Source organism: Streptomyces sp. NPDC001843, from assembly GCF_042891955.1.
Taxonomy (GTDB): Bacteria; Actinomycetota; Actinomycetes; order Streptomycetales; family Streptomycetaceae; genus Streptomyces.
Window position 1 is genome coordinate 873,820 of record NZ_JBIATQ010000001.1, and the last position, 19,236, is coordinate 893,055.

General features: G+C 72.8%; 18 protein-coding genes. 5 read left to right on the top strand and 13 right to left on the bottom strand.

Going from position 1 to position 19,236, the window contains the following annotated elements; all coding sequences use genetic code 11:
• Window positions 1-77 precede the first annotated feature (77 nt).
• The 3 genes from ACFYZQ_RS04115 to ACFYZQ_RS04125 form a co-directional block, all read right to left on the bottom strand.
• Window positions 78-1,220: a carbohydrate kinase family protein gene (locus ACFYZQ_RS04115; protein WP_389141340.1), complete on the bottom strand. Its 1,143-nt coding sequence runs from the start codon at window positions 1,218-1,220 to the stop codon at window positions 78-80.
• A 224-nt stretch (window positions 1,221-1,444) separates the two neighbouring features.
• Window positions 1,445-2,740 carry a glucarate dehydratase family protein gene (locus ACFYZQ_RS04120; RefSeq protein ID WP_389141342.1) on the bottom strand — a complete coding sequence of 432 codons (1,296 nt, stop codon included), beginning with the start codon at window positions 2,738-2,740 and terminating at the stop codon, window positions 1,445-1,447.
• The gene (locus tag ACFYZQ_RS04125; RefSeq protein ID WP_389141895.1) at window positions 2,737-3,633 is read right to left on the bottom strand and encodes a 5-dehydro-4-deoxyglucarate dehydratase; all 897 of its coding nucleotides are present in this window, start codon (window positions 3,631-3,633) and stop codon (window positions 2,737-2,739) included. The genes ACFYZQ_RS04120 and ACFYZQ_RS04125 overlap by 4 nt, the downstream gene beginning before the upstream one ends.
• A 156-nt stretch (window positions 3,634-3,789) precedes the next feature.
• Here ACFYZQ_RS04125 and ACFYZQ_RS04130 point away from each other — a divergent pair, with 156 nt between their 5' ends.
• Both ACFYZQ_RS04130 and ACFYZQ_RS04135 read left to right on the top strand, forming a co-directional pair.
• Window positions 3,790-4,584, top strand: a complete 795-nt coding sequence (locus ACFYZQ_RS04130; protein ID WP_389141344.1) for an IclR family transcriptional regulator — start codon at window positions 3,790-3,792, stop codon at window positions 4,582-4,584.
• Window positions 4,585-4,892: 308 nt separating this feature from the next.
• Window positions 4,893-6,137: an MFS transporter gene (locus ACFYZQ_RS04135; RefSeq protein WP_389141346.1), complete on the top strand. Its 1,245-nt coding sequence runs from the start codon at window positions 4,893-4,895 to the stop codon at window positions 6,135-6,137.
• Window positions 6,138-6,152: 15 nt separating this feature from the next.
• On the opposite strand, the gene ACFYZQ_RS04140 is transcribed toward ACFYZQ_RS04135, so the two are convergent.
• Entirely contained in the window at window positions 6,153-7,067 is a 915-nt protein-coding gene (locus ACFYZQ_RS04140; protein ID WP_389141348.1) for a LysR family transcriptional regulator, read from the bottom strand.
• A gap of 102 nt (window positions 7,068-7,169) precedes the next feature.
• Between ACFYZQ_RS04140 and ACFYZQ_RS04145 the strand changes: the two genes are divergently transcribed.
• Window positions 7,170-7,535: a YybH family protein gene (locus ACFYZQ_RS04145; protein ID WP_389141350.1), complete on the top strand. Its 366-nt coding sequence runs from the start codon at window positions 7,170-7,172 to the stop codon at window positions 7,533-7,535.
• A 49-nt stretch (window positions 7,536-7,584) separates the two neighbouring features.
• Here ACFYZQ_RS04145 and ACFYZQ_RS04150 read toward each other — a convergent pair whose 3' ends face one another.
• Genes ACFYZQ_RS04150 through ACFYZQ_RS04170 form a run of 5 tightly spaced genes read right to left on the bottom strand, consistent with a single transcriptional unit; the run spans window position 7,585 to window position 13,790 of the window.
• Window positions 7,585-8,577 (bottom strand): adenosine deaminase, encoded by a 993-nt coding sequence (locus tag ACFYZQ_RS04150; protein ID WP_389141352.1) that lies wholly within the window; start codon window positions 8,575-8,577, stop codon window positions 7,585-7,587.
• Between the two features lie 20 nt (window positions 8,578-8,597).
• Window positions 8,598-9,503 carry a ribonuclease Z gene (locus ACFYZQ_RS04155; RefSeq protein WP_389141354.1) on the bottom strand — a complete coding sequence of 302 codons (906 nt, stop codon included), beginning with the start codon at window positions 9,501-9,503 and terminating at the stop codon, window positions 8,598-8,600.
• Window positions 9,504-9,509: 6 nt separating this feature from the next.
• Window positions 9,510-9,875: a histidine triad nucleotide-binding protein gene (locus ACFYZQ_RS04160; RefSeq protein ID WP_389141356.1), complete on the bottom strand. Its 366-nt coding sequence runs from the start codon at window positions 9,873-9,875 to the stop codon at window positions 9,510-9,512.
• 56 nt (window positions 9,876-9,931) lie between these two features.
• Window positions 9,932-13,171, bottom strand: coding sequence for a S41 family peptidase (locus tag ACFYZQ_RS04165; RefSeq protein ID WP_389141358.1), 3,240 nt, complete (start codon window positions 13,169-13,171; stop codon window positions 9,932-9,934).
• Window positions 13,172-13,220: 49 nt separating this feature from the next.
• A complete protein-coding gene (locus ACFYZQ_RS04170; RefSeq protein ID WP_389141360.1) occupies window positions 13,221-13,790 on the bottom strand; it encodes a hypothetical protein in 570 nt (189 codons plus the stop codon).
• Between the two features lie 106 nt (window positions 13,791-13,896).
• Between ACFYZQ_RS04170 and ACFYZQ_RS04175 the strand changes: the two genes are divergently transcribed.
• Window positions 13,897-14,289 (top strand): hypothetical protein, encoded by a 393-nt coding sequence (locus ACFYZQ_RS04175; RefSeq protein ID WP_389141362.1) that lies wholly within the window; start codon window positions 13,897-13,899, stop codon window positions 14,287-14,289.
• Here ACFYZQ_RS04175 and ACFYZQ_RS04180 read toward each other — a convergent pair.
• The 4 genes from ACFYZQ_RS04180 to hrcA all read right to left on the bottom strand — a co-directional run bounded on the left by ACFYZQ_RS04180 (window position 14,261) and on the right by hrcA (window position 18,337).
• On the bottom strand, window positions 14,261-15,010 hold the full coding sequence (locus tag ACFYZQ_RS04180) for a 16S rRNA (uracil(1498)-N(3))-methyltransferase (protein ID WP_389141364.1): 750 nt from the start codon (window positions 15,008-15,010) through the stop codon (window positions 14,261-14,263). The genes ACFYZQ_RS04175 and ACFYZQ_RS04180 overlap by 29 nt on opposite strands.
• Window positions 15,007-16,083 carry a nitronate monooxygenase gene (locus ACFYZQ_RS04185; RefSeq protein ID WP_389141366.1) on the bottom strand — a complete coding sequence of 359 codons (1,077 nt, stop codon included), beginning with the start codon at window positions 16,081-16,083 and terminating at the stop codon, window positions 15,007-15,009. The genes ACFYZQ_RS04180 and ACFYZQ_RS04185 overlap by 4 nt, the downstream gene beginning before the upstream one ends.
• Window positions 16,084-16,183: 100 nt before the next feature.
• Window positions 16,184-17,320, bottom strand: a complete 1,137-nt coding sequence (dnaJ, locus tag ACFYZQ_RS04190) for a molecular chaperone DnaJ (RefSeq protein WP_389141368.1) — start codon at window positions 17,318-17,320, stop codon at window positions 16,184-16,186.
• A complete protein-coding gene (gene hrcA / locus ACFYZQ_RS04195; protein WP_388787246.1) occupies window positions 17,321-18,337 on the bottom strand; it encodes a heat-inducible transcriptional repressor HrcA in 1,017 nt (338 codons plus the stop codon).
• A gap of 170 nt (window positions 18,338-18,507) precedes the next feature.
• Between hrcA and ACFYZQ_RS04200 the strand changes: the two genes are divergently transcribed.
• Window positions 18,508-19,233: an MBL fold metallo-hydrolase gene (locus tag ACFYZQ_RS04200; RefSeq protein ID WP_389141370.1), complete on the top strand. Its 726-nt coding sequence runs from the start codon at window positions 18,508-18,510 to the stop codon at window positions 19,231-19,233.
• Window positions 19,234-19,236 lie beyond the last annotated feature (3 nt).

Sequence of the window (19,236 nt, forward strand, 5' to 3'; positions counted from 1 at the left end):
ATCAAGAGTACGACGGGGGGATGACAAGGCCGTAGGGCTTTTCGTACAAGCGGGTGTCAGGGGGGTGGCGCCCGCCGTCACGTCGACCGGCCGAACCCGATCGTCGGCACCGCCCTGCGTCGCGGCCACGCGGTGAGCGGTTCCTCGGGGACCAGCCCGGCCAGGAACGCGTACCGGCGCAGGGCCGCCGGGTCCTGGCCGTCCACCGACTGCACCCGGCGCCACCACGCGCCGATCTCCGCCCAGCCGGGGGCCGACAGGGAGCCGCCGAACTCCTGTACGGACAGGGCGGCGGTCAGACCCGCGAAGGCGAGGCGGTCGGCGAGGGGCCAGCCGGCCAGGGTGCCGGTGACGAAACCGGCGACGAAGACGTCACCGGCGCCGGTGGGGTCGAGGGCCTCGACGGCGATCGCGGGGACCTCGGCGCTCTCGCCGGTGCGCCGGTCGACCGCGTAGGCGCCCTCCGAGCCGAGGGTGACCACCGCCAGCGGTACGTACTCGGTGAGGGCGTGGGCCGCGGCGCGCGGGCAGTCGGCGCCCGTGTAGCGCATGGCCTCCTCGGCGTTGGGCAGGAACGCCTCGCAGTGCTCCAGGTCGGCCAGTCCGGACAGCTCCCAGGCCCCGGTGTCGTCCCAGCCCACGTCGGCGAAGATCCGGGTGCCCTCGCTCGCGGCCTGCGCGATCCAGGGCGCCCGCTTGCCCGGGGTCAGCGAGGCCACGGCCGCCCGCGCGCGGGGCGGGCAGTCCGGGGCGGGCTCCTCGGGGGGCGGTTCGTGGCCGTGGGAGACCATCGTGCGCTCGCCCTCGTAGGCCATGGAGACGGTGACCGGGGAGTGCCAGCCGGGGACGGTGCGGGAGGGCGAGAGGTCGATGCCCTCGCCCTGTTCGAGCGCGTCCCAGCAGTACTCGCCGTAGTGGTCGTCGCCGAAGGCCGCCGCGAGGGAGGTCCTGAGGCCCAGGCGGGCCAGTGCGGTGGCCATGTTGGCGACGCCGCCGGGGCTCGAGCCCATGCCGCGCGCCCATGACTCGGTGCCGCGCACCGGGGCGGTGTCGAGCCCGGTGAAGACGATGTCCAGGAAGACCGTGCCGGTGAGGTAGACGTCCCAGGGCGGATCGGTCGGCGTGCGCGTGTCGGCGAGGGGGTCGACGTGGGCGTGGGCGTGCGGGGGCTCCCCGAGGTGCTCCCGTTCCTCTCCGGCGAACGTGTTGGACGCGGTCACGATGGCGCTCCCTGACGTGGTGCGGGTCTGGCCAGTGTGCACCACATCACCGACGGCGGGCCCTGACGCACCCCTGGCCCCGTCACCTCACCTGGTCCCGCGCACCGGGCCGTGCCTCGCACGCGCCGCCGGAAGCCGCCTCCGGCGTGCGGGCGGCGGGCCCGGCACCGGCCGGGTCCGGACCGCCGGTCCCGTCACGGGAAGGGGAAGGGGATGGGGAAGTCTCACCAGCGGGGAACGGCCGGGGTGACCCAGCCCGGCTCGGCGACGCGCATCGCCGCCGCGTCGTCGCGCTCGCGCAGCGCACCGTCGTCGTCGAGCCAGCGCCGGTGCAGGAACGCCAGCCTGTCGCGGTCGAGTTCCACGCCGAGGCCGGGGGCGTCGGAGACGGTGACCTTGCCGCCGTCGAACGTCAGCCGCTCGGTGAGCACGTCCTCCGACTGCCACGGGTAGTGCGAGTCGCAGGCGTGGTGGAGGTTCGGGACGGTGGCCGCGACATGGGTCATCGCGGCCAGGCTGATCCCCAGGTGGGTGTTGGAGTGCATGGACACCCCGACGCCGAAGGTGCGGCAGATCGCGGCGAGCTGCTGGGTGTTGCGCAGACCGCCCCAGTAGTGGTGGTCGGACAGGACGACCTGGACGGCGTCCTTGGTGAACGCCTCCTTGATCTCGGCGAAGGTCGTCACGCACATGTTGGTGGCCAGCGGCACGTCGGTCCCGGCGGACACCTCGGCCATGGCGGGTGTGCCGAGGGCCGGGTCCTCCAGGTACTCCAGGACGTCCCCGAGCTCCTTCGCCACCTTCAGCGAGGTCTCCACGGACCAGGCGCCGTTGGGGTCCAGGCGCAACGGATGCCCGGGGAACGCCTCGGCCAGCGCCCGTACGGCCGCGATCTCCTCGTCCGGCGGGAAGACACCGCCCTTGAGCTTGAAGGAGGTGAACCCGTAGCGCTCCTTGAACCTGCGGGCCTGTTCGACGACTCCGGCCGGGTCGATGGCGGCGCCCCAGTCGTCCTTCTCGCAGGCCACGACCTGCGGATGGTCGGCCCACCTGTAGAACAGGTAGGCGCTGTACTCGACGGCGTCCCGCACCTTGCCGCCGAGCAGCGCGTGCACGGGCAGGCCGAGGGCCTTGCCGAGGGCGTCGAGGCAGGCGACCTCGAAGCCGGAGACGACGGACAGCCGCAGCTTGTCGGCGGTCTGCACACCACGCAGCCCGCCGACGTCGACCTGGCCGGAGACCCGTGACCCGTCGACGGCGACCTCCTCGGCCACCGTGAACAGCCCGTTCAGGTCAGTCACCTGGCGGCCGACCAGCTTGTCGGCGAAGGGTCGGGCGAGTTCCAGGTACTTGGTGTCGCCGTAGGTCTCACCGACGCCCGTGACGCCCTCGGCCGTCACCACCTCCACGATGAGCCGGGGGGTGTACGGCTGGTGCACGCCCTGCGTGTTGAGCAGGGGCGGGTCGGCGACCAGGATGGGCGTCAGCCGTACCTCGGCGATGGTCAGGTCACGGGTCACAGGGCGGCTCCTACGAGGTCGAGTCCGGTGGTCAGCAGGGTCCTGAGGTCGGCCAGGTCGGCGGCCGACGGGTCGGTGAGCGGGGCGCGCACGGGTCCCACCGGGCGGCCGCGCAGCCGGGCCGCCGCCTTCACCAGCGACACGGCGTACCCGGGCACCCGGTCGCGGAGTTCGACGAGCGGGACGTAGAACTCGCGCAGCAGCTTGTCGGTCGTGCCGTCGTCGCCGTCGTGCAGGGCGGTGAAGAAGGCGTTCGCGATCTCGGGGGCGAAGGCGTGCACGGCGGAGGAGTAGGCGGGGACGCCGACGGTGGCGTAGGCGCGGGCCTGGACCTCGGCGGTGGCGGCCCCGTTGAAGAACAGGAAGCACTCGGAGGCGGCCAGGGTGAGCCGCTGCAGGCGGTCGAGGTCGCTGTGGCCGTCCTTGAGGCCGATGACGCCGGGGATCGCCGTGATCCGCCGGAAGGCGTCCGCGCCGAAGGTGACCTGGCCGCGCTGGTAGGCGATGAGCGGCAGCCGGGTGCGGGCCGCGATGTGTGCGAGCTGGGCGACGAGTCCGTCCTGCGGGGCGGCGACGAGGTAGTGCGGCAGGACGAGGAGCGCGTCGGCGCCGGCCTCCTCGGCGATGCGCGCGAACCGCACGGCCTGCGCCCAACCGTAGCCGACACCGGCCACGACGGGTACGCGGCCCGCGGCCTCCTCGACCGCGATTCCGACGACCCGGCGGTACTCGTCCTCGTCGAGCGAGAAGAACTCGCCCGTGCCGCAGGCCGGGAAGACGGCCCCCGGGGCGGTGGCGATCTGGGCCGCGACATGGGCGCGGAAGCCGTCGGGGTCGAGCGAGCCGTCCGGGTGGAAGCTCGTGAGCGGGAACGACAGCACGCCGTTCGCCATCCCGGCCCGCAGCCTGCTCGCCGGGCTCTCCGTGTCCGTACCGTCAGCCACCCTCAGTCATCTCCCCATGTAGACGTCATCCACGTATGAAGATGGAGATTAGATAGGCGAACCGTGACCGTCAATGGTCCGGGCGCCCCCGATTACCATCGGCACATGTCCGAGACAGGGGGCGTCCGCGAGGTGAAGTCCGCGGCGCGGACGGTCGAGCTGCTGGAACTGCTCGCCGCGCGCGGCGACCGTCCGGCGCGGCTGCAGGAGCTGGCGGACGAACTCGGCGTGCCGCGCAGCTCGATGTACGCGCTGCTCCAGACCCTCATCAGCAGGGGCTGGGTACGTACGGACGTCACCGGGTCCCTGTACGGCATCGGTATCCACGCGCTGCTCACCGGCACCGGCTACCTGGACTCCGACCCGCGCGTCCGCGCCGCACGCCCCTACCTCGACGAGGCGTCGGAGGAGCTCGGCGAGACCATCCACCTGGGGCGGCTGGACGGCCGGGACGTGGCGTACCTGGCGACCCGGGAGTCCCACGAGTACCTGCGGACCATCAGCCGGGTCGGACGGCGGCTGCCCGCCCACGTCGGCGCGCTCGGCAAGGCGCTGCTCGCCGAACGCCCGGACACCGAACTGCCCGAGGGCCCCTACGAGGCGCTGACCCCCAACACCCGCACCAGCAGGGAGTCATTGGGCGCCGACCTCGCCCGGACCCGGAGCCGCGGCTACGCGGTCGACCGCGAGGAGGGCGTGCTCGGCATCGTCGGCTTCGGCTTCGCCCTGCGTTACGACTCCCCCGCCCAGGACGCGATCAGCTGTTCGGTGCCGGTGGCCCGGCTGACGCCCGGGCGCGAGGAGCGGATCGTGGCGGTCATGCGGGAGATCAGGGCGAAGATCGAGGCGGTGTCGCCTGCGGGGTCGCCTGCGGCGGGCGGGGCGGTGCAGTGGCGTTGAGGGGTGTTGGGCAGGCACCCGGCGCTGGTGCGGGCCTCGCTGGGGGCTGCCGCCCCCAGGCCCCCGCTGCGGCCTGAACGGCCTCGCCTCAAACGCCGGACGGCCCGAATCATGCACGCCGGGGCCACAAAGAGCGACTTCTTCTACCCGAGCAGGATCACGACAAACACAATGTGATCCACATCATGCCTCCCGCGCTTCTTCCGTAACCGCTTGCTTGATACAACTAGCTCGCGCGTTCCTGTCCGTCGACGGCCTGCGCCAATCCCCCTTCTGAGCCGCTCCTTTCGCATGCCCTGGGAACGCCCGTGTCCTCCCCCCGCACCACGCCCTGGCCCCTCGTCGCCCTTTTCACGGCCGGGTACCTCGCCCCGTACCTCCTGCCCACCACCGTCGGCAGGCTCGACTCGGGGCTTCCCCTCTCCTCCACCCAGGCCGGGGCCATCGGCAGCGCGCTGCTGCTGAGTTCGGCGACGGCGGGTTTCCTGCTGGCGTCCCGGGTGGAGCGGATCGGGGCACGTACCCTCGCCCGCATCGGGCTCGTGCTGGCAGTCCTGGGCTACGGCGGGGCCGCGCTCACCGGCGCGGTGCCGGCCGTCGTCGCGGGCGCGGTGCTCGGCGGGTTCGGCTCGGGTACGGTCACCGCGGTCGCCGCCGTGGGCATCGCCGCACAGAGGGATCCGCACCGGGTCACCACGCTCGGCCTGCTCGGTGTCTCCGCCCTCGCGGGCGTCGTCTATCTGACGGTTCCGCACCTCGGCCCGGGGCACGGACAGCCGCTGGCCGCGATCGCGCTCGCCGCGCTGGCGGTGTCGCCGCTCACCGGCCGCCTGTCCGCCGGTACCGCCGCCGCACGTGACCGTGTCGAGCGGGGCCGTCTGCCGCACCCGCGCTCCGGACTGCTCCTGGCGGCCGCGATGCCGTGCTGGTCGCTGGCCCAGAACTCCCTGTGGGGCGTCAGCGGCCGGATCGGCCTGTCCCAGGCGCACCTGACCGAGGTGACCGTCGGCGCGGTGTTCGCGATCGCGCTCGGCGCCGGGCTGCTGGGCGTCGTCGGGGCCAGCGCGCTCGGGCCGCGGCTCGGCCGGGCGCTGCCGATCGGCGCGGGTACGGCGCTCATCGCGGCCTGTATCGCGCTCAGCGCGTCCGCGCGGGACCTGTCGACCTTCGCGGCGGGCGAGATCGCCTGGAACCTGCTCTACCCGGTCGTGCTGTCGTACCTGATCGGCCTCGCCGCCTCCCTCGACCCGCGGGGCCGCTGGGCGGTCCTGGTCGGCTCCGCCGGCTCACTGGGCACGGCGGCGGGCCCACTGGCCGGCAGCCTGCTGTCCGCGCACGCCGGCTTCCCGGCCATGGGCGTGGTGCTCGCCGTCGGCCTGCTGGTGATCTCGGTCCCGATGACGGCGGTGGCCCTCCGCACGACCAGCCACCCGGTGCCGGTCACCGAGACGGTCGAGGTGGTGGAGATCCCGGTGGACGCCCCGGCCGCCGCCGCCCGCCAGGCCTACGACACCGCGTCGCCGGACTCGTACACCGCCACGTCCGCGTACTAGGCGGTCCAGTCTGCGCTACGCCCCACTCATCGAGGCGACGGGCTGGTCCGCGGTGGTGTCGCCGAAGGAGCGGCGGCAGTGCAGCAGCAGCTCGCGCAGCGCCGGGCTCCTGGTCGGCGCGGAGACCAGGGCGAGCACCGCGGGCACGTCGGCGTCGGTGATGCCGATGGTCCGCAGCCCCGGCTGCCCCACGGTCATGGACTTGGAGAGCACCGCCACGCCGAGGCCGCGCTCCGCCAGGTTCATCACCGCCCCGGGGGCGCTCGCCTGGAGGGCGATGGCCGGGGTCAGACCGAGCGAAGCGGTCACCTGGTCGAGCGTCGCCCGGATGCCGGTGCCCTCGGGCAGGCAGATGATCGGGTAGGTGCTGAGTTCGGCGAGGGTGACACCGTCCTTGTCGGCCAGAGGATGACCGACCGGCACCGCGGCGACGATCGGCTCGCTGAGCACCTGCCAGCCGTCCAGGTCCTCCGGTGCCCGTTGTGCCGCCCCGATCAGCGCGAGGTCGACGCTGCCCTCGCGGACGTAGTCGACCAGCTTGCCGGAGTCCTCCTCGAGCAGGCTGACCTCGACACCCGGATGGGCGAGATGGAAGCTCGACAGGGCGTCGAACAGCGGCTGGACCGTGCAGGCCGTGACCATGCCGACGACGAGCTTGCCGCGCACGAGGCCGTTCATCTCGTCCACCGCCTGCTTGAGCGAGTCCACCGAGGACAGCACGGCCTTCGCGTGGGCCAGCACCACCTCGCCCACCGCGGTGAGGGCGACATTGCGCCCGGAGCGGTCGATCAGCGTGGCACCGAGATCGTTTTCGAGCTGGCGGATCTGCGCGCTGATGCCAGGTTGACTGATGTGGACCAGCTCCGCGGCCCGCGTGAAACTCGCTTCCTGGGCCACGGCGACGAAGTACCTCAGCTGCCTGATCTCCATAACCCACAATTATAACGACGATCGGAACGATTGATTGGACTTATTGTCGGCCGCCGACGGAAAATTACGACGCCGGTAACCGGACCACAGGAAAGGACGATCGTGTCCGAGAACGAGAAGGCCATGAAGCCCGAGGACATCACCCGTCTCTTCGTGGAGCGCGCCAACGCGGGTGACGCCACCGGCCTCGCCGCGCTGTACGAGGAGGAGGCGGTGATGGCCTACCCGCCGGGCAGCGTCACGGTGGGCCGGGAAGCCATCCGCCGGCTGTGGGAGAAGGTGCTGGCCAACGCCCCGCGCTTCGAGCCGGAGGAGTCCCTTCCGACCTTGGTCTGCGGTGACATCGCACTGACCGCCACGCCACCGAAGGACGGCGCCGGTGCCCGCGCGCAGGTGGTCAGGCGGCAGCCCGACGGCAGTTGGCAGCGCATCATCGACCAGCCGGAGTTCCGTCCGTCCGCCGGCTGAGAAACGGTCGGTTCCGGCCGGTCGGTGCGGGCACCTTCACGCGCGGCACTCAGCCGAACTCGTACGCCTCGACCTCGGCGAGGTAACGGGCCCTGAGTTCCTCGTCGTCCTCCAGGAAGGAGGCGAGGAAGGAGTTGCGGGCCAGTTCGCGCAGGCGGTCGTCGGTCAGGCCCAGCGTCTGACGGACGGCGTGGAAGTTGTCGCCGACGTAGCCGCCGAAGTAGGCCGGGTCGTCGGAGTTGACCGTGCACAGCAGGCCCGCGTCGAGCATCGCGGGCAGCGGGTGGTCGGCGAGGGCGTCGACGGCGCGGAGGCGGACGTTGGACAGCGGGCACAGGGTCAGCGGGATCCGGTCCCGGACCAGGCGGGCGACCAGCGCCGGGTCCTCCACGCAGCGCAGACCGTGGTCGACACGCTCGACGCCGAGCACGTCCAGCGCCTCGGTGATGTACTCCGGCGGCCCCTCCTCACCGGCGTGCGCCACCCGGCGCAGCCCGAGCGCGGCGGCGGCCGCGTACACCTCGCGGAACTTCACCGGCGGGTGCCCGACCTCGGCGGAGTCGAGACCGACGCCGGTGATCCGGTCGAGGTAGGGCCTCGCGGCGTCCAGGGTCGCCAGGGCCGACTCGGCGGACTCGTCCCGCAGGAAGCACATGATCAGCTTGGTGGAGACGCCGTGGTTCTCCTGGCTCCGGCCGAGCGCTCGCCACAGCCCCTCCACGACCGTCCCCATGCCGACGCCCCGGGAGAGGTGCGCCTGCGGGTCGAAGAAGATCTCCGCGTGCCGCACTCCCTGGGCGGCGGCGCGGGCGAGGTAGGCGTCGGCCAGGTCCGCGAAGTCCTGCTCGGTACGCAGCACGGCCATGAGTTCGTAGTACAGGTTCAGGAAGGACTGCAGATCCTCGAACTGGTACGCCTCGCGCAGCGCGTCGGTGTCCGCGTACGGAAGCGTGACGCCGTTGCGCTCGGCGAGCCGGAACGCCAGCTCCGGTTCGAGGGTGCCTTCGATGTGGAGGTGCAGTTCTGCTTTGGGGAGGGACATCAAAGCATCGTACGGCCGTTTTATCGCCGTTTCGGAACCGGCACCCGCTGCAGGTCGTGTGCCACGGTCAGCTCCCCCTCGAACCCGGCCGCCCGCGCCTGCCGCTCGAACTCGTCCGGCTCGGAGTAGCGCTGGCTGAAGTGGGTCAGGACGAGATGGCGCACACCGGCGTCCCGGGCCACGCGGGCAGCCTGACCCGCCGTCAGGTGTCCGTGCTCCGCGGCGAGATCCTCGTCCTCGTCGAGGAAGGTGGACTCGATGACCAGCATGTCGCACCCCTCGGCGAGCGCGTGCACGCCGTCGCACAGCCGGGTGTCCATGATGAACGCGAACCGCTGCCCGCGCCGAACCTCGCTGACGTCCTCCAGGGCGACGCCGTCGATCGCCCCCTCCCGCTGGAGGCGGCCCACGTCCGGTCCCTTGATGCCGTGCGCGGCGAGCCGCTCGGGCAGCATGCGGCGCCCGTCGGGTTCGATCAGCCGGTAGCCGAAGGACTCCACGGGGTGGGAGAGCCTGCGGGCCTGCAGGGTGTACGAGGCGGTCACCGCGAGGTCCCCGTCGGTGTCGACCGGCGCCTCGGTGAGGTCGACCGTCTCACGGTACGCCGTCGCGTAGCGCAGCCGGTCGAAGAAGCGCTGCCCGGAGCGCGGGTAGTGGGCGGTGACCGGGTGCGGGACCTTGTCCAGGTTGATGCGCTGGATGACCCCGGCGAGCCCCAGCGAGTGGTCGCCGTGGAAGTGCGTGACGCAGATCCGGTTCAGGTCGTGCGCGGCGACCCCGGCGCGCAGCATCTGCCGCTGTGTGCCCTCGCCGGGGTCGAACAGGATGCCCTCGCTGTCCCAGCGCAGCAGGTAGCCGTTGTGGTTGCGGTGCCGGGTCGGGACCTGGCTGGCGGTGCCGAGGACGACCAACTCGCGTACGGACATGGCTGCTTATCCGGGGGGCCACTCGAGGCCGCGGCCGCCGAGGATGTGGGCGTGGGCGTGCCAGACGGTCTGGCCGGCGCCGCTGCCGGTGTTGAAGACGATGCGGTAGCTCTCCAGCTTCTCGTCGTCGGCGACCGCCTGGGTCTCGGCCAGGACGTCCGCCGCGAGTTGGGGGGCGCCGGCGGCGAGCGCGGCGGCGTCCCGGTAGTGCGCCTTGGGGATCACCAGGACGTGGGTGGGCGCCTGCGGGTTGATGTCGCGGAAGGCGACGGTCGTCTCGGTCTCACGGACGATGGTCGCCGGGACCTGCCCCGCGACGATCTTGCAGAACAGGCAGTCGTCCTGCGGCGCGCCGCCCTCTTGCCCTGCCATGCGTGTGCCTCCTCAGCCGGTGATCCGGTACGGGAGCATCGTATCGACACCGGGTGTCAGTCCAGGTCCGGCAGCGACGGCGGGGTCTTCGCCGGGTTGTCCTCCAGTGCGGCCAGCGCCATCCGTACCGCCTCGTCCAGCTGGGGGTCCCTGCCCGCCGCCCAGTCCTGCGGGCTCTGGACCACCTCCACGTCGGGGTCGACCCCGTGGTTCTCCACGTCCCAGCCGTAACCCTCCAGCCAGAAGGCGTACTTGGGCTGGGTGACCAGTGTGCCGTCGACCAGGTGGTAGCGGCTGTCGATGCCGATGACGCCGCCCCAGGTGCGGGTGCCGACCACGGGGCCGATCCCGAGCGCCTTGATCGCCGCGTTGACGATGTCGCCGTCGGAGCCGGAGAACTCGTTGGCGACCACGACGACCGGGCCGCGGGGCGCGTCCTGCGGGTAGCTGTAGGGGCGCAGGCCGCGCGGCAGGTCCCAGCCGACGATCCGCCGGGCCAGCTTCTCGACGACCAGCTGGGAGGTGTGGCCGCCGCGGTTCTCCCGGACGTCGACGACGAGTCCCTCGCGGGCCACCTCCACCCGCAGGTCGCGGTGGATCTGGGCCCAGCCGGGGGCCTGCATGTCGGGCACGTGGAGGTAGCCGAGCCGGCCGCCGGAGAGCTCGTGGACGTGGGCGCGCCGGTCGGCGACCCAGGCGTGGTAGCGCAGCGGTTCCTCGTCGGCGAGCGGGATCACCACGGCGTGCCGCGGCTCGCCGCCGCCCGCCGGTGAGATGGTCAGCTCGACGGCCTTGCCGGCCGTGCCGACGAGCAGGGGAGCGGGGCCGGTGACCGGGTCGACGGGGTGGCCGCCGACCGCGACGATCGCGTCCCCGGCACGCACCGCGACGCCGGGCGCGGCGAGCGGGGCCCGGGCGTTCGGGTCGGAGGTCTCCGAGGGCAGGATGCGGTCGATGCGCCAGCTGCCGTCCTCGTGCCGGGAGATGTCGGCGCCGAGCAGCCCCTGGCGGGCGCCGCCGCCGTACGCGCCGTACGGGGTGACGTACGCGTGCGAGGTGCCGAGTTCGCCGTGCACCTCCCAGAGCAGGTCGACGAGGTCGTCGTGGGTGGCGACGCGTTCCAGCACCGGGCGGTAGCGGTCGAGGACGCCGTCCCAGTCGATGCCGCCCAGGTCCGGCCGCCAGAAGTGGTCGCGCATGATGCGGCCGGTCTCGTCGTACATCTGCCGCCACTCGGCCGCCGGGTCGACGGTCTGCCGCACCCGTGTGAGGTCGACGGTGACGGAGGTGTCGCCGTCGTCGTCGGTGGAGGCGCGCCGGTCGCTGGGCACGACCCGGAGCCGGCCGTCGGTCCACAGCAGGACGCGTTTGCCGTCGCCGCTGACCTCGAAGTGGTCGGCGTCGCCGGCGAGGTGCTCGATGCGCTGCTGGGCGAGGTCGTACCGCTCCAGCTCGGTCTTCGGGTCGGGGTCGTCGGGGGTGGCCCGGGAGGCGCCGAGGACGCCGCGCACCGGGTGCCGCAGCCAGAGCACCCCGTCCTTGGCGGCGCGCAGGTTGGAGTAGCGGGCGGCCTCCACCGGGAAGGGCACTATGCGGTCGGCGAGCCCGTCCAGGTCGATCCGGGTGGTCGGGGTGCCCTCGCTGTCGGGGGTCTCGTCCTTGTCGGGCGCGTCGAAGGGCCGGCCGTGCCGTTGCGGGCCGAAGGGCGAGGGGGTGGTGGCGGCGAGGGTGATCAGGTGCGGGCGGGCGCCGACCACGAAGGCCAGGTCGAAGACGTGCTCGTCGTAGACCGGGTCGAAGGAGCGGGTGGAGAGGAAGGCGAGGTGCTTGCCGTCGAGGGTGAAGGCGGGCGCGTAGTCCTGGAAGCGCAGCGGGGTCGCCTCGGTGACCGACAGGTCGGTGGTGTGGGCGAGCCGCAGCTGGCACAGGGGGCGCGGGCCGGGGTGGGACCAGGCGAGCCAGGCCGAGTCGGGTGAGAAGGCGAGCCCGGAGACGTCGCCGTCCTCGCTGCGGTCGACCTCGCGGACCTCGCCGGTCTCCCGCTCGACGAGCAGCAGCCGTCCGTCGTGCGAGGCGACGGCGGCCCGGCTGCCGTCGGGGGCCATGGCCAGTTCCAGGACCCGGCCGAGCTGTCCGGCGGCGATGCGCCTGGGGGTGGCGCCGGGGGTGAGTCCGGTGGCGGGGGCGAACTCCAGGGCGTCGTCGCCCTCGGCGTCGGTCACCCACACCACCCAGTCCTCGCCCTCGGCGCGGAACGCGCGGGGCAGCCGTGCCCGGACGCCCGGCTGTGCGGCGAGCGCGCGGGCGGGGCCGGAGCGGTGGGTGACCCAGTGGACGCCGCCGCGCACCTCGACGGCGCTGCCGCGCGCGGTGTGGTCGGGGGCGGCGGAGTCGAACCAGCGGCCCGCGTTCACCGGATACGGCTGGAGGTCCACGCGCGGCCCGCCGAGCCGGATGTCGAGCCTGCGCGGTTCGGCGCCGTCCAGGTCGTCCAGGATCCACAGTTCACCGGCGGCGGTGTAGACGACGCGGGTGCCGTCGCCCGATGCGTGCCGGGCGTAGAAGCCGTCGAGGGGGGTGTGCCGGCGCAGGTCGGAGCCGTCGGCGAGGGAGGAGTACAGCGCCCCGGTGCCCTCGTGGTCGGACAGGAAGGCGATGCGCTCCCCCGCCCACACCGGGTACTCGATGTTCCCGTCGAGCTCCTCGTGCAGCCGTACGAACTCGCCGGCCCCTTCTTCGCCTTCGGCCGCGCGGTCGATCCACAACTTGCCCGCCGTACCGCCCCGGTAGCGCTTCCACCAGGCGGCCTCGCGTCCCATCGGCGCGGACAGCAGCACGGTGGCCGGCCCGTACGCCACGGCCCCGACCGGCCCGTACGGCAGGGTGGTGGCGGGGCCGCCGTCGAGCGGGACCGCGTGGGCCCAGCTGCGGCGCAGGCTGGCCTGGCCCTGGGTGCTGAGCGCCAGGACCTGCCCGTCGGGGGTCCAGCCGCGCACCTGGGTGCGCCAACTCCCCCAGTGGGTCAGCCGCTTGGCCGGGCCGCCGGCGACGGGGGCGATGTGCACCTCGGGGGCGCCGTCGCGGGTGGAGGTCCAGGCGACGGTCGTGCCGTCCGGGGAGATACGGGGGTGGTTCACCGGTACGTTGTCCGCGCTGACCCGCCAGGCCCGCCCGCCGTCCAGCGGGGCGAGCCACACGTCGTCCTCGGCGGTGAAGGCGACCGACTCACCCCGCAGATGCGGGAATCGGAGGTATGACGGGGTTGCCGGTGTCGTGGTGGATGCGCCCTGGGTCACCCGATCACCCTACGCAGCGCGCGGCGTCCGCGGGACCCGGTTTCGGCGATCACTTGCCCTCGACCGGCCAGCAGGTGGGGTCACCCTTGCACCAGATGGTCCTGGTGACCGTGACGGTGACGGTGGGACCGGGCTGCTGCCCGCCCGGGGGCCGGTGGGTGGCGGGCGGCGTGTACGCCGGTCCCGGCTTGGCGTCGCAGTTGCCCAGCCCGTCGACGTGGAACCACCGCTTGCCGCCGACCTTCGCGGTGAGGTCGCCCCGCACGCACGCGCCGTCGACGGCCTTGGTGACCCGGCCGGTGACGGTGATCTTCCGTCCGTCGTCCGTCTGCCCCCGGCAGTCGACTTCGACCACGGTGGTCTCGCTCGGCGACGGCGACTTCCCCGCGGCGCGGCCCTTGCTTCCGTAGTCGCCCGTGCAGGTGAGCCAGCGCACGTGCACGTGCTGCCGCTCCAACTCCGCGGTCGCCGTCTTGTCCGTGGTGTACGCGACCGACGCCGAACTCAAGTCACCCGGTTCACACGCCACGACCGCGCCCACGGCCACCACCGCCAGCCCCGCCACGGCCACCGCCCGCGTCCGGCGGGGCCGTTGCCGCAAGTGCCTCGATACCCCCATGGAGGGGAGCGTGCCACCGCCGCGGACGGGGCGGTAGGGCACATACGGCCACTCGGGTGTTCGAGCGTCTCACCATCGGGTGCCGCTTGGGTCCTAGGCTGGCCGGATGCGCAGCGAACGCAGGGTCAGACGGCTCGTGGACGGCGAGGGGACGGCCCACCGGTGGACCGTGCGGCACCGGCACGCGGCCGGTGCGGGCTGCCGGGAGGTGCTCACGCTGTACCGGGAGGGTGTCCGGACGCGGATCGTCTTCCGGTCCGGCGCGGGCCGGTTGCTGCCCGACGGGCTGCTGCACTCCGGGTGCGTCGGCGACGGCGGCGGAGAGCTGCTGAACCTGCACCGGCCGGATGTCGTCCGTGCGTTCGTCGACGAGGCACGGGAGCGCGGGCTGCTCGACGGCTCCGGGGAGGTGGACGGCTGGGAGCTCTTCCCGGCGGTCGTCGTCAGACGCGCGCGGGCTTCCTCCGCGGTCAGGACCAGCGGCCGGTCCGGCCCATGAGCAGGGACACGGCCGCGGTGCCGGCGGTCGAGGAGCGCAGTACGGTGCGCCCGAGCCGGTACGCCTTCGCACCGGCCGCGGCGAACAGCTCCAACTCCTCGGGGGCGACGCCTCCTTCGGGACCCACGACCAGCACGATCTCACCCTCGGCGGGGAGTTCGGCGGTGGCCAGGGGCTCGCTGGGGTAGTCGCGGTCCTCGTGCAGGACGGCGGCGAAGTCGGCTTTGGCGAGAAGCTGGGCAACCTGCTTTCCCGTCGCCGCGTCCGCGACGTCCGGGAAGCGGACCCGGCGGGACTGCTTGCCGGCCTCGCGGGCGGTGCTCCGCCACTTGCCGAGCGCCTTCAGTCCGCGGTCGCCCTTCCACTGGGTGATGCAGCGGGCGGCCTGCCAGGGCACGATCGCGTCGACACCGGCCTCGGTCATGGTCTCGACGGCCAGCTCGCCCCGGTCACCCTTGGGCAGAGCCTGGACGACGGTGATGCGCGGCTGTGCCAGGGGTTCCTCCATGACCGACTCCAGGTCCATGACGACCAGGCGGTCCTTGCCCTCGGCGGCCTTCACCACGCCCTCGATCCAGTGCCCGCGACCGTCCGTGAGCACCACGTCCTCGCCGGGGCGCAGCCGCTTCACGGAGACCGCGTGCCGGCCCTCGGGCCCGTCGAGCACGTACTCGGGCCCGACTCCGTCGAGTTGCTCGACCACGAACACCGGAGCCGTCATCGCAGCCCACCCCCGGAGGACAAGGCCGTGCGGGCCTCCTCCAGCTCCGCCGCCAATACCTCCACCAGCTGCCCGGCCGGCAGGTCCCGTGCCATCCGGTGCCCCTGCCCCGCCCACAGCGCCATGCCCTGCGGGTCACCGGCCTTGGCGGCGGCCTTGCGCAGCGGCGCGGTCAGGTGGTGGATCTCCGGGTAGGCGGCGGGCGCGTAGGGGCCGTGCTCACGCACGAAGCGGTTGACCAGGCCACGGGCCGGGCGGCCGGAGAAGGCGCGGGTCAGCTCGGTACGGGCGTACAGCGGATCGGTCAGCGCCTGCTTGTGCAGGGCGTGCGCGCCGGACTCGGGGGTGGCGAGGAACGCGGTGCCGAGCTGGGCCGCGCTCGCGCCCGCCGCCATGACCGCCGCGATCTGGCTGCCGCGCATGATGCCTCCGGCGGCGACGATCGGGATGCCCACGGTCTCGCGGACCTGGGCGATCAGCGAGAGGAGGCCGGTGCCGCTGCCGTCCGCCTCCGGGATGTCCCGGTGGGTGCCCTGGTGGCCGCCGGCCTCCACGCCCTGCGCGATGACCGCGTCGGCCCCGGCCCGCTCCACCGCGAGGGCCTCCTCCGCGGTGGTCGCGGTGACGAGGGTGAGGGTTCCGGCACGGCGCAGCGAGTCGAGCACGTCCCGGCTCGGCACGCCGAAGTGGAAGGAGACCACGGGCACCGGGTTGTCGAGCAGCACCGTGAGCTTGGTCTCGTAGCCGTCGTCCCGGCCGCTGTCCGGATCGCCGAGCTCGGTCTCGTACCAGGCGGCCTCGCCGGCCAGCTGGTGGGCGTACATCTCGAGGGCGCCGGACTCGGCATGCTCCGGCTGCGGCATGAAGAGGTTCACACCGAAGGGGCCGCCCGTCAGGCTCCGCAGCTGCTTGATCTCCTGGTACATGCCGTCGGCGGTCTTGTACCCGGCGGCGAGGAACCCGAGCCCACCGGCCTCGCACACGGCAGCGGCGAGCTGGGGTACGGAGACACCGCCCGCCATGGGGGCCTGCACGATCGGGTGAGGGAAGAGATCGGTCAGTGCGGAGGACATGACCCGCATGTTGTCACGTCCTCCGAACAAGTCCGAAACCGGGCTTCCCCTGGCATATGCCAGGGGAATGGTCAGCGGTCAGGGACCCTGACACCAGGCGTCACCGCCCGTTGAACGCATCCTTCAACCGCGAGAACAGCCCCTGCTGCCCCGGCTGGAACTGCCCCTGGGGGCGTTCCTCGCCGCGGAGTTTGGCCAGCTCGCGCAGCAGCCGTTCCTGCTCGGGGTCGAGCTTGGTCGGGGTCTGGACCTCGACGTGGACGATGAGGTCGCCGCGGCCGCCGCCGCGCAGGTGGGTGACACCCCGGTTGTGCAGCGGGATCGACTGGCCGGACTGGGTGCCCGGGCGGATGTCGACCTCCTCCATGCCGTCCAGCGTCTCCAGCGGCACCTTGGTGCCGAGGGCCGCCGCGGTCATCGGGATGGTGACCGTGCAGTGCAGGTCGTCACCGCGCCGCTGGAAGGTGGAGTGCGGCAGCTCGTGGATCTCGACGTACAGGTCACCGGCGGGACCGCCACCGGGGCCGACCTCGCCCTCGCCCGCGAGCTGGATGCGGGTGCCGTTGTCGACACCGGCCGGGATCTTCACCGTCAGGGTGCGGCGCGAGCGGACCCGGCCGTCGCCGGCGCACTCGGGGCACGGGGTCGGCACGACGGTGCCGAAGCCCTGGCACTGCGGGCAGGGCCGGGAGGTCATGACCTGGCCCAGGAAGGACCGGGTGACCTGGGAGACCTCACCGCGGCCGCGGCACATGTCGCAGGTCTGGGCGGTCGTGCCGGGCGCGGCGCCCTCACCGTTGCAGGTGTTGCAGACGACCGCCGTGTCGACCTGGATGTCCTTGGTCGTGCCGAAGGCCGCCTCGTCCAGCTCCACCTCGATCCGGATCATCGCGTCCTGACCGCGCCGGGTGCGCGAGCGCGGGCCGCGCTGGGACGCCGTACCGAAGAAGGCGTCCATGATGTCGGAGAAGTTGCCGAAGCCACCGGCCCCGAAGCCGCCCGCGCCGGCGCCGCCGGACTGCGAGAGCGGGTCGCCGCCGAGGTCGTAGACCTGCTTCTTCTGCGGGTCCGACAACACCTCGTAGGCGGCGTTGATCTCCTTGAACCGCTCCTGGGTCTTCGGATCCGGGTTCACGTCCGGGTGCAGCTCGCGCGCGAGCCGCCGGAAGGCCTTCTTGATCTCTTCCTGCGACGCGTCGCGGCGCACGCCGAGAACGGCGTAGTAGTCCGTGGCCACCTACGACTCCGCCAGGATCTGTCCGACGTACCGTGCCACCGCTCGTACCGCTCCCATCGTTCCCGGATAGTCCATGCGGGTCGGTCCGACCACGCCGAGCTTGGCGACTGCCTCGCCGCCCGAACCGTAACCGACCGACACCACGGACGTGGAGTTGAGTCCCTCGTGGGCGTTCTCGTGGCCGATGCGCACGGTCACGCCCGAATCCTTCGCCTCGCCGAGGAGCTTGAGCAGCACGACCTGCTCCTCCAGCGCCTCGAGCACCGGCCGGATGGTGAGGGGAAAGTCATGTCCGAAGCGGGTGAGATTGGCGGTACCGCCGATCATCAGCCGCTCTTCGTTCTCCTCGACCAGCGTCTCCAGCAGAGTGGAGAGCACTGTCGAGACCGTACCCCGGTCTTCCGTGTCGAAGCCCTCGGGGAGGTCTTCCACCAGCCGCGGCACGTCGGTGAACCGGCGGCCCGCGACCCGGCTGTTGAGCCGTGCGCGCAGGTCCGCCAGCGACGTCTCCCCGAAGGGCGCCGGGCAGTCGACCATCCGCTGCTCGACCCGGCCGGTGTCCGTGATGAGCACGAGCATCAGGCGCGCCGGGGCGAGCGAGAGCAGCTCCACGTGCCGCACGGTCGAGCGGGTCAGCGAGGGGTACTGCACGACCGCGACCTGCCGGGTGAGCTGCGCGAGCAGCCGCACCGTGCGGGCCACGACGTCGTCGAGGTCGACGGCGCCGTCGAGGAAGTTCTGGATCGCCCGCCGCTCGGGGGCGGTCATCGGCTTGACGCCCGCGAGCTTGTCGACGAAGAGCCGGTAGCCCTTGTCGGTGGGGATGCGCCCCGCGCTGGTGTGCGGTTGCGCGATGTACCCCTCGTCCTCCAGGGCCGACATGTCGTTGCGGACGGTGGCCGGCGAGACCCCGAGGTTGTGCCGCTCGGTGAGCGCCTTGGAGCCGACGGGCTCCTCGGTGCCGACGTAGTCCTGGACGATGGCACGCAGCACCTGAAGCCTGCGTTCACTCAGCACCGCGCACACCTCCAGAAAATCGTCCCCTGCGGCCTTCGGGCCCTTTGTCTGGCACTCTGCGCTCGCGAGTGCCAGCACCCCGGCCCAGTGTACGGCCGTGGGGTACACCCCGGGCAAGGCCGGTCCGCGCCGCCGTGCCCGGGTACGGCCGTCCCCGTTAGCGTCGCGGTATGACGGTGACTTGGGAAGAGCTGGGTTGGGAGCGGGTGGCCGCCGGGGTCGGGCGGTGCCGGCTGCCCCGCTGGGACTGCACGGTGGGACTGGTCCTCGGCGAGGGTACGGCGCTCGTGGTGGACTCCGGGTCGAGTCTCGCCGAGGGCGCACGGCTGCGCGCGCAGGCGCAGGAGCTGGCCGGCCGCCGTGTGACTCATCTCGCGCTCACCCACCCCCACTTCGACCACGTGTTCGGCGCGGCGGCCTTCGCGGGCGCGGAGATGTACGCGGCGGTGGGGTTGGACGCGGTGTTCGCGTACGAGCGGGAGGAACTGCGCCTGGACGCCGTGCGGGGCGGCCTTCCGGAGGCGGAGGCGGAACAGGCGGTGGACGCGCTTCCCGTCCCCCGCCACCTGGTGTCCGGCGAGTGGACCCTCGACCTGGGCGGCGGCCGGCAGGCGCTGCTGGCCAACGTGGGCCCGGGGCACACCGCCCACGACCTGGCCGTGCTGGTCCCCGGGGATCCGGAGGTGGTCTTCTGCGGCGACCTGGTCGAGGAGTCCGGCGAACCGCAGGCCGGCCCCGACGCCGTGCCGTCCCACTGGCCCGCCGCCCTCGACCGGCTCCTCGACCTCGGCGGCGCGGACGCGCTGTACGTGCCCGGTCACGGAGCGGTGGTGGACGCCGCGTTCGTACGGCGGCAGCGCGACGAGCTGGCAGCGCGTTTCGGCGTGTCGCCCTGATGG

Bases quoted from the DNA above. Each gene is read 5' to 3' on its own strand.
- ACFYZQ_RS04125 (WP_389141895.1), bottom strand. From the start codon at position 3,633: ATGGCGAACGGCGTGCTGTCGTTCCCGCTCACGAGCTTCCACCCGGAC.
- ACFYZQ_RS04130 (WP_389141344.1), top strand. From the start codon at position 3,790: ATGTCCGAGACAGGGGGCGTCCGCGAGGTGAAGTCCGCGGCGCGGACG.
- ACFYZQ_RS04140 (WP_389141348.1), bottom strand. From the start codon at position 7,067: ATGGAGATCAGGCAGCTGAGGTACTTCGTCGCCGTGGCCCAGGAAGCG.
- ACFYZQ_RS04150 (WP_389141352.1), bottom strand. From the start codon at position 8,577: ATGTCCCTCCCCAAAGCAGAACTGCACCTCCACATCGAAGGCACCCTC.
- ACFYZQ_RS04155 (WP_389141354.1), bottom strand. From the start codon at position 9,503: ATGTCCGTACGCGAGTTGGTCGTCCTCGGCACCGCCAGCCAGGTCCCG.
- ACFYZQ_RS04160 (WP_389141356.1), bottom strand. From the start codon at position 9,875: ATGGCAGGGCAAGAGGGCGGCGCGCCGCAGGACGACTGCCTGTTCTGC.
- ACFYZQ_RS04170 (WP_389141360.1), bottom strand. From the start codon at position 13,790: ATGGGGGTATCGAGGCACTTGCGGCAACGGCCCCGCCGGACGCGGGCG.
- ACFYZQ_RS04175 (WP_389141362.1), top strand. From the start codon at position 13,897: ATGCGCAGCGAACGCAGGGTCAGACGGCTCGTGGACGGCGAGGGGACG.
- ACFYZQ_RS04180 (WP_389141364.1), bottom strand. From the start codon at position 15,010: ATGACGGCTCCGGTGTTCGTGGTCGAGCAACTCGACGGAGTCGGGCCC.
- ACFYZQ_RS04185 (WP_389141366.1), bottom strand. From the start codon at position 16,083: ATGTCCTCCGCACTGACCGATCTCTTCCCTCACCCGATCGTGCAGGCC.
- ACFYZQ_RS04200 (WP_389141370.1), top strand. From the start codon at position 18,508: ATGACGGTGACTTGGGAAGAGCTGGGTTGGGAGCGGGTGGCCGCCGGG.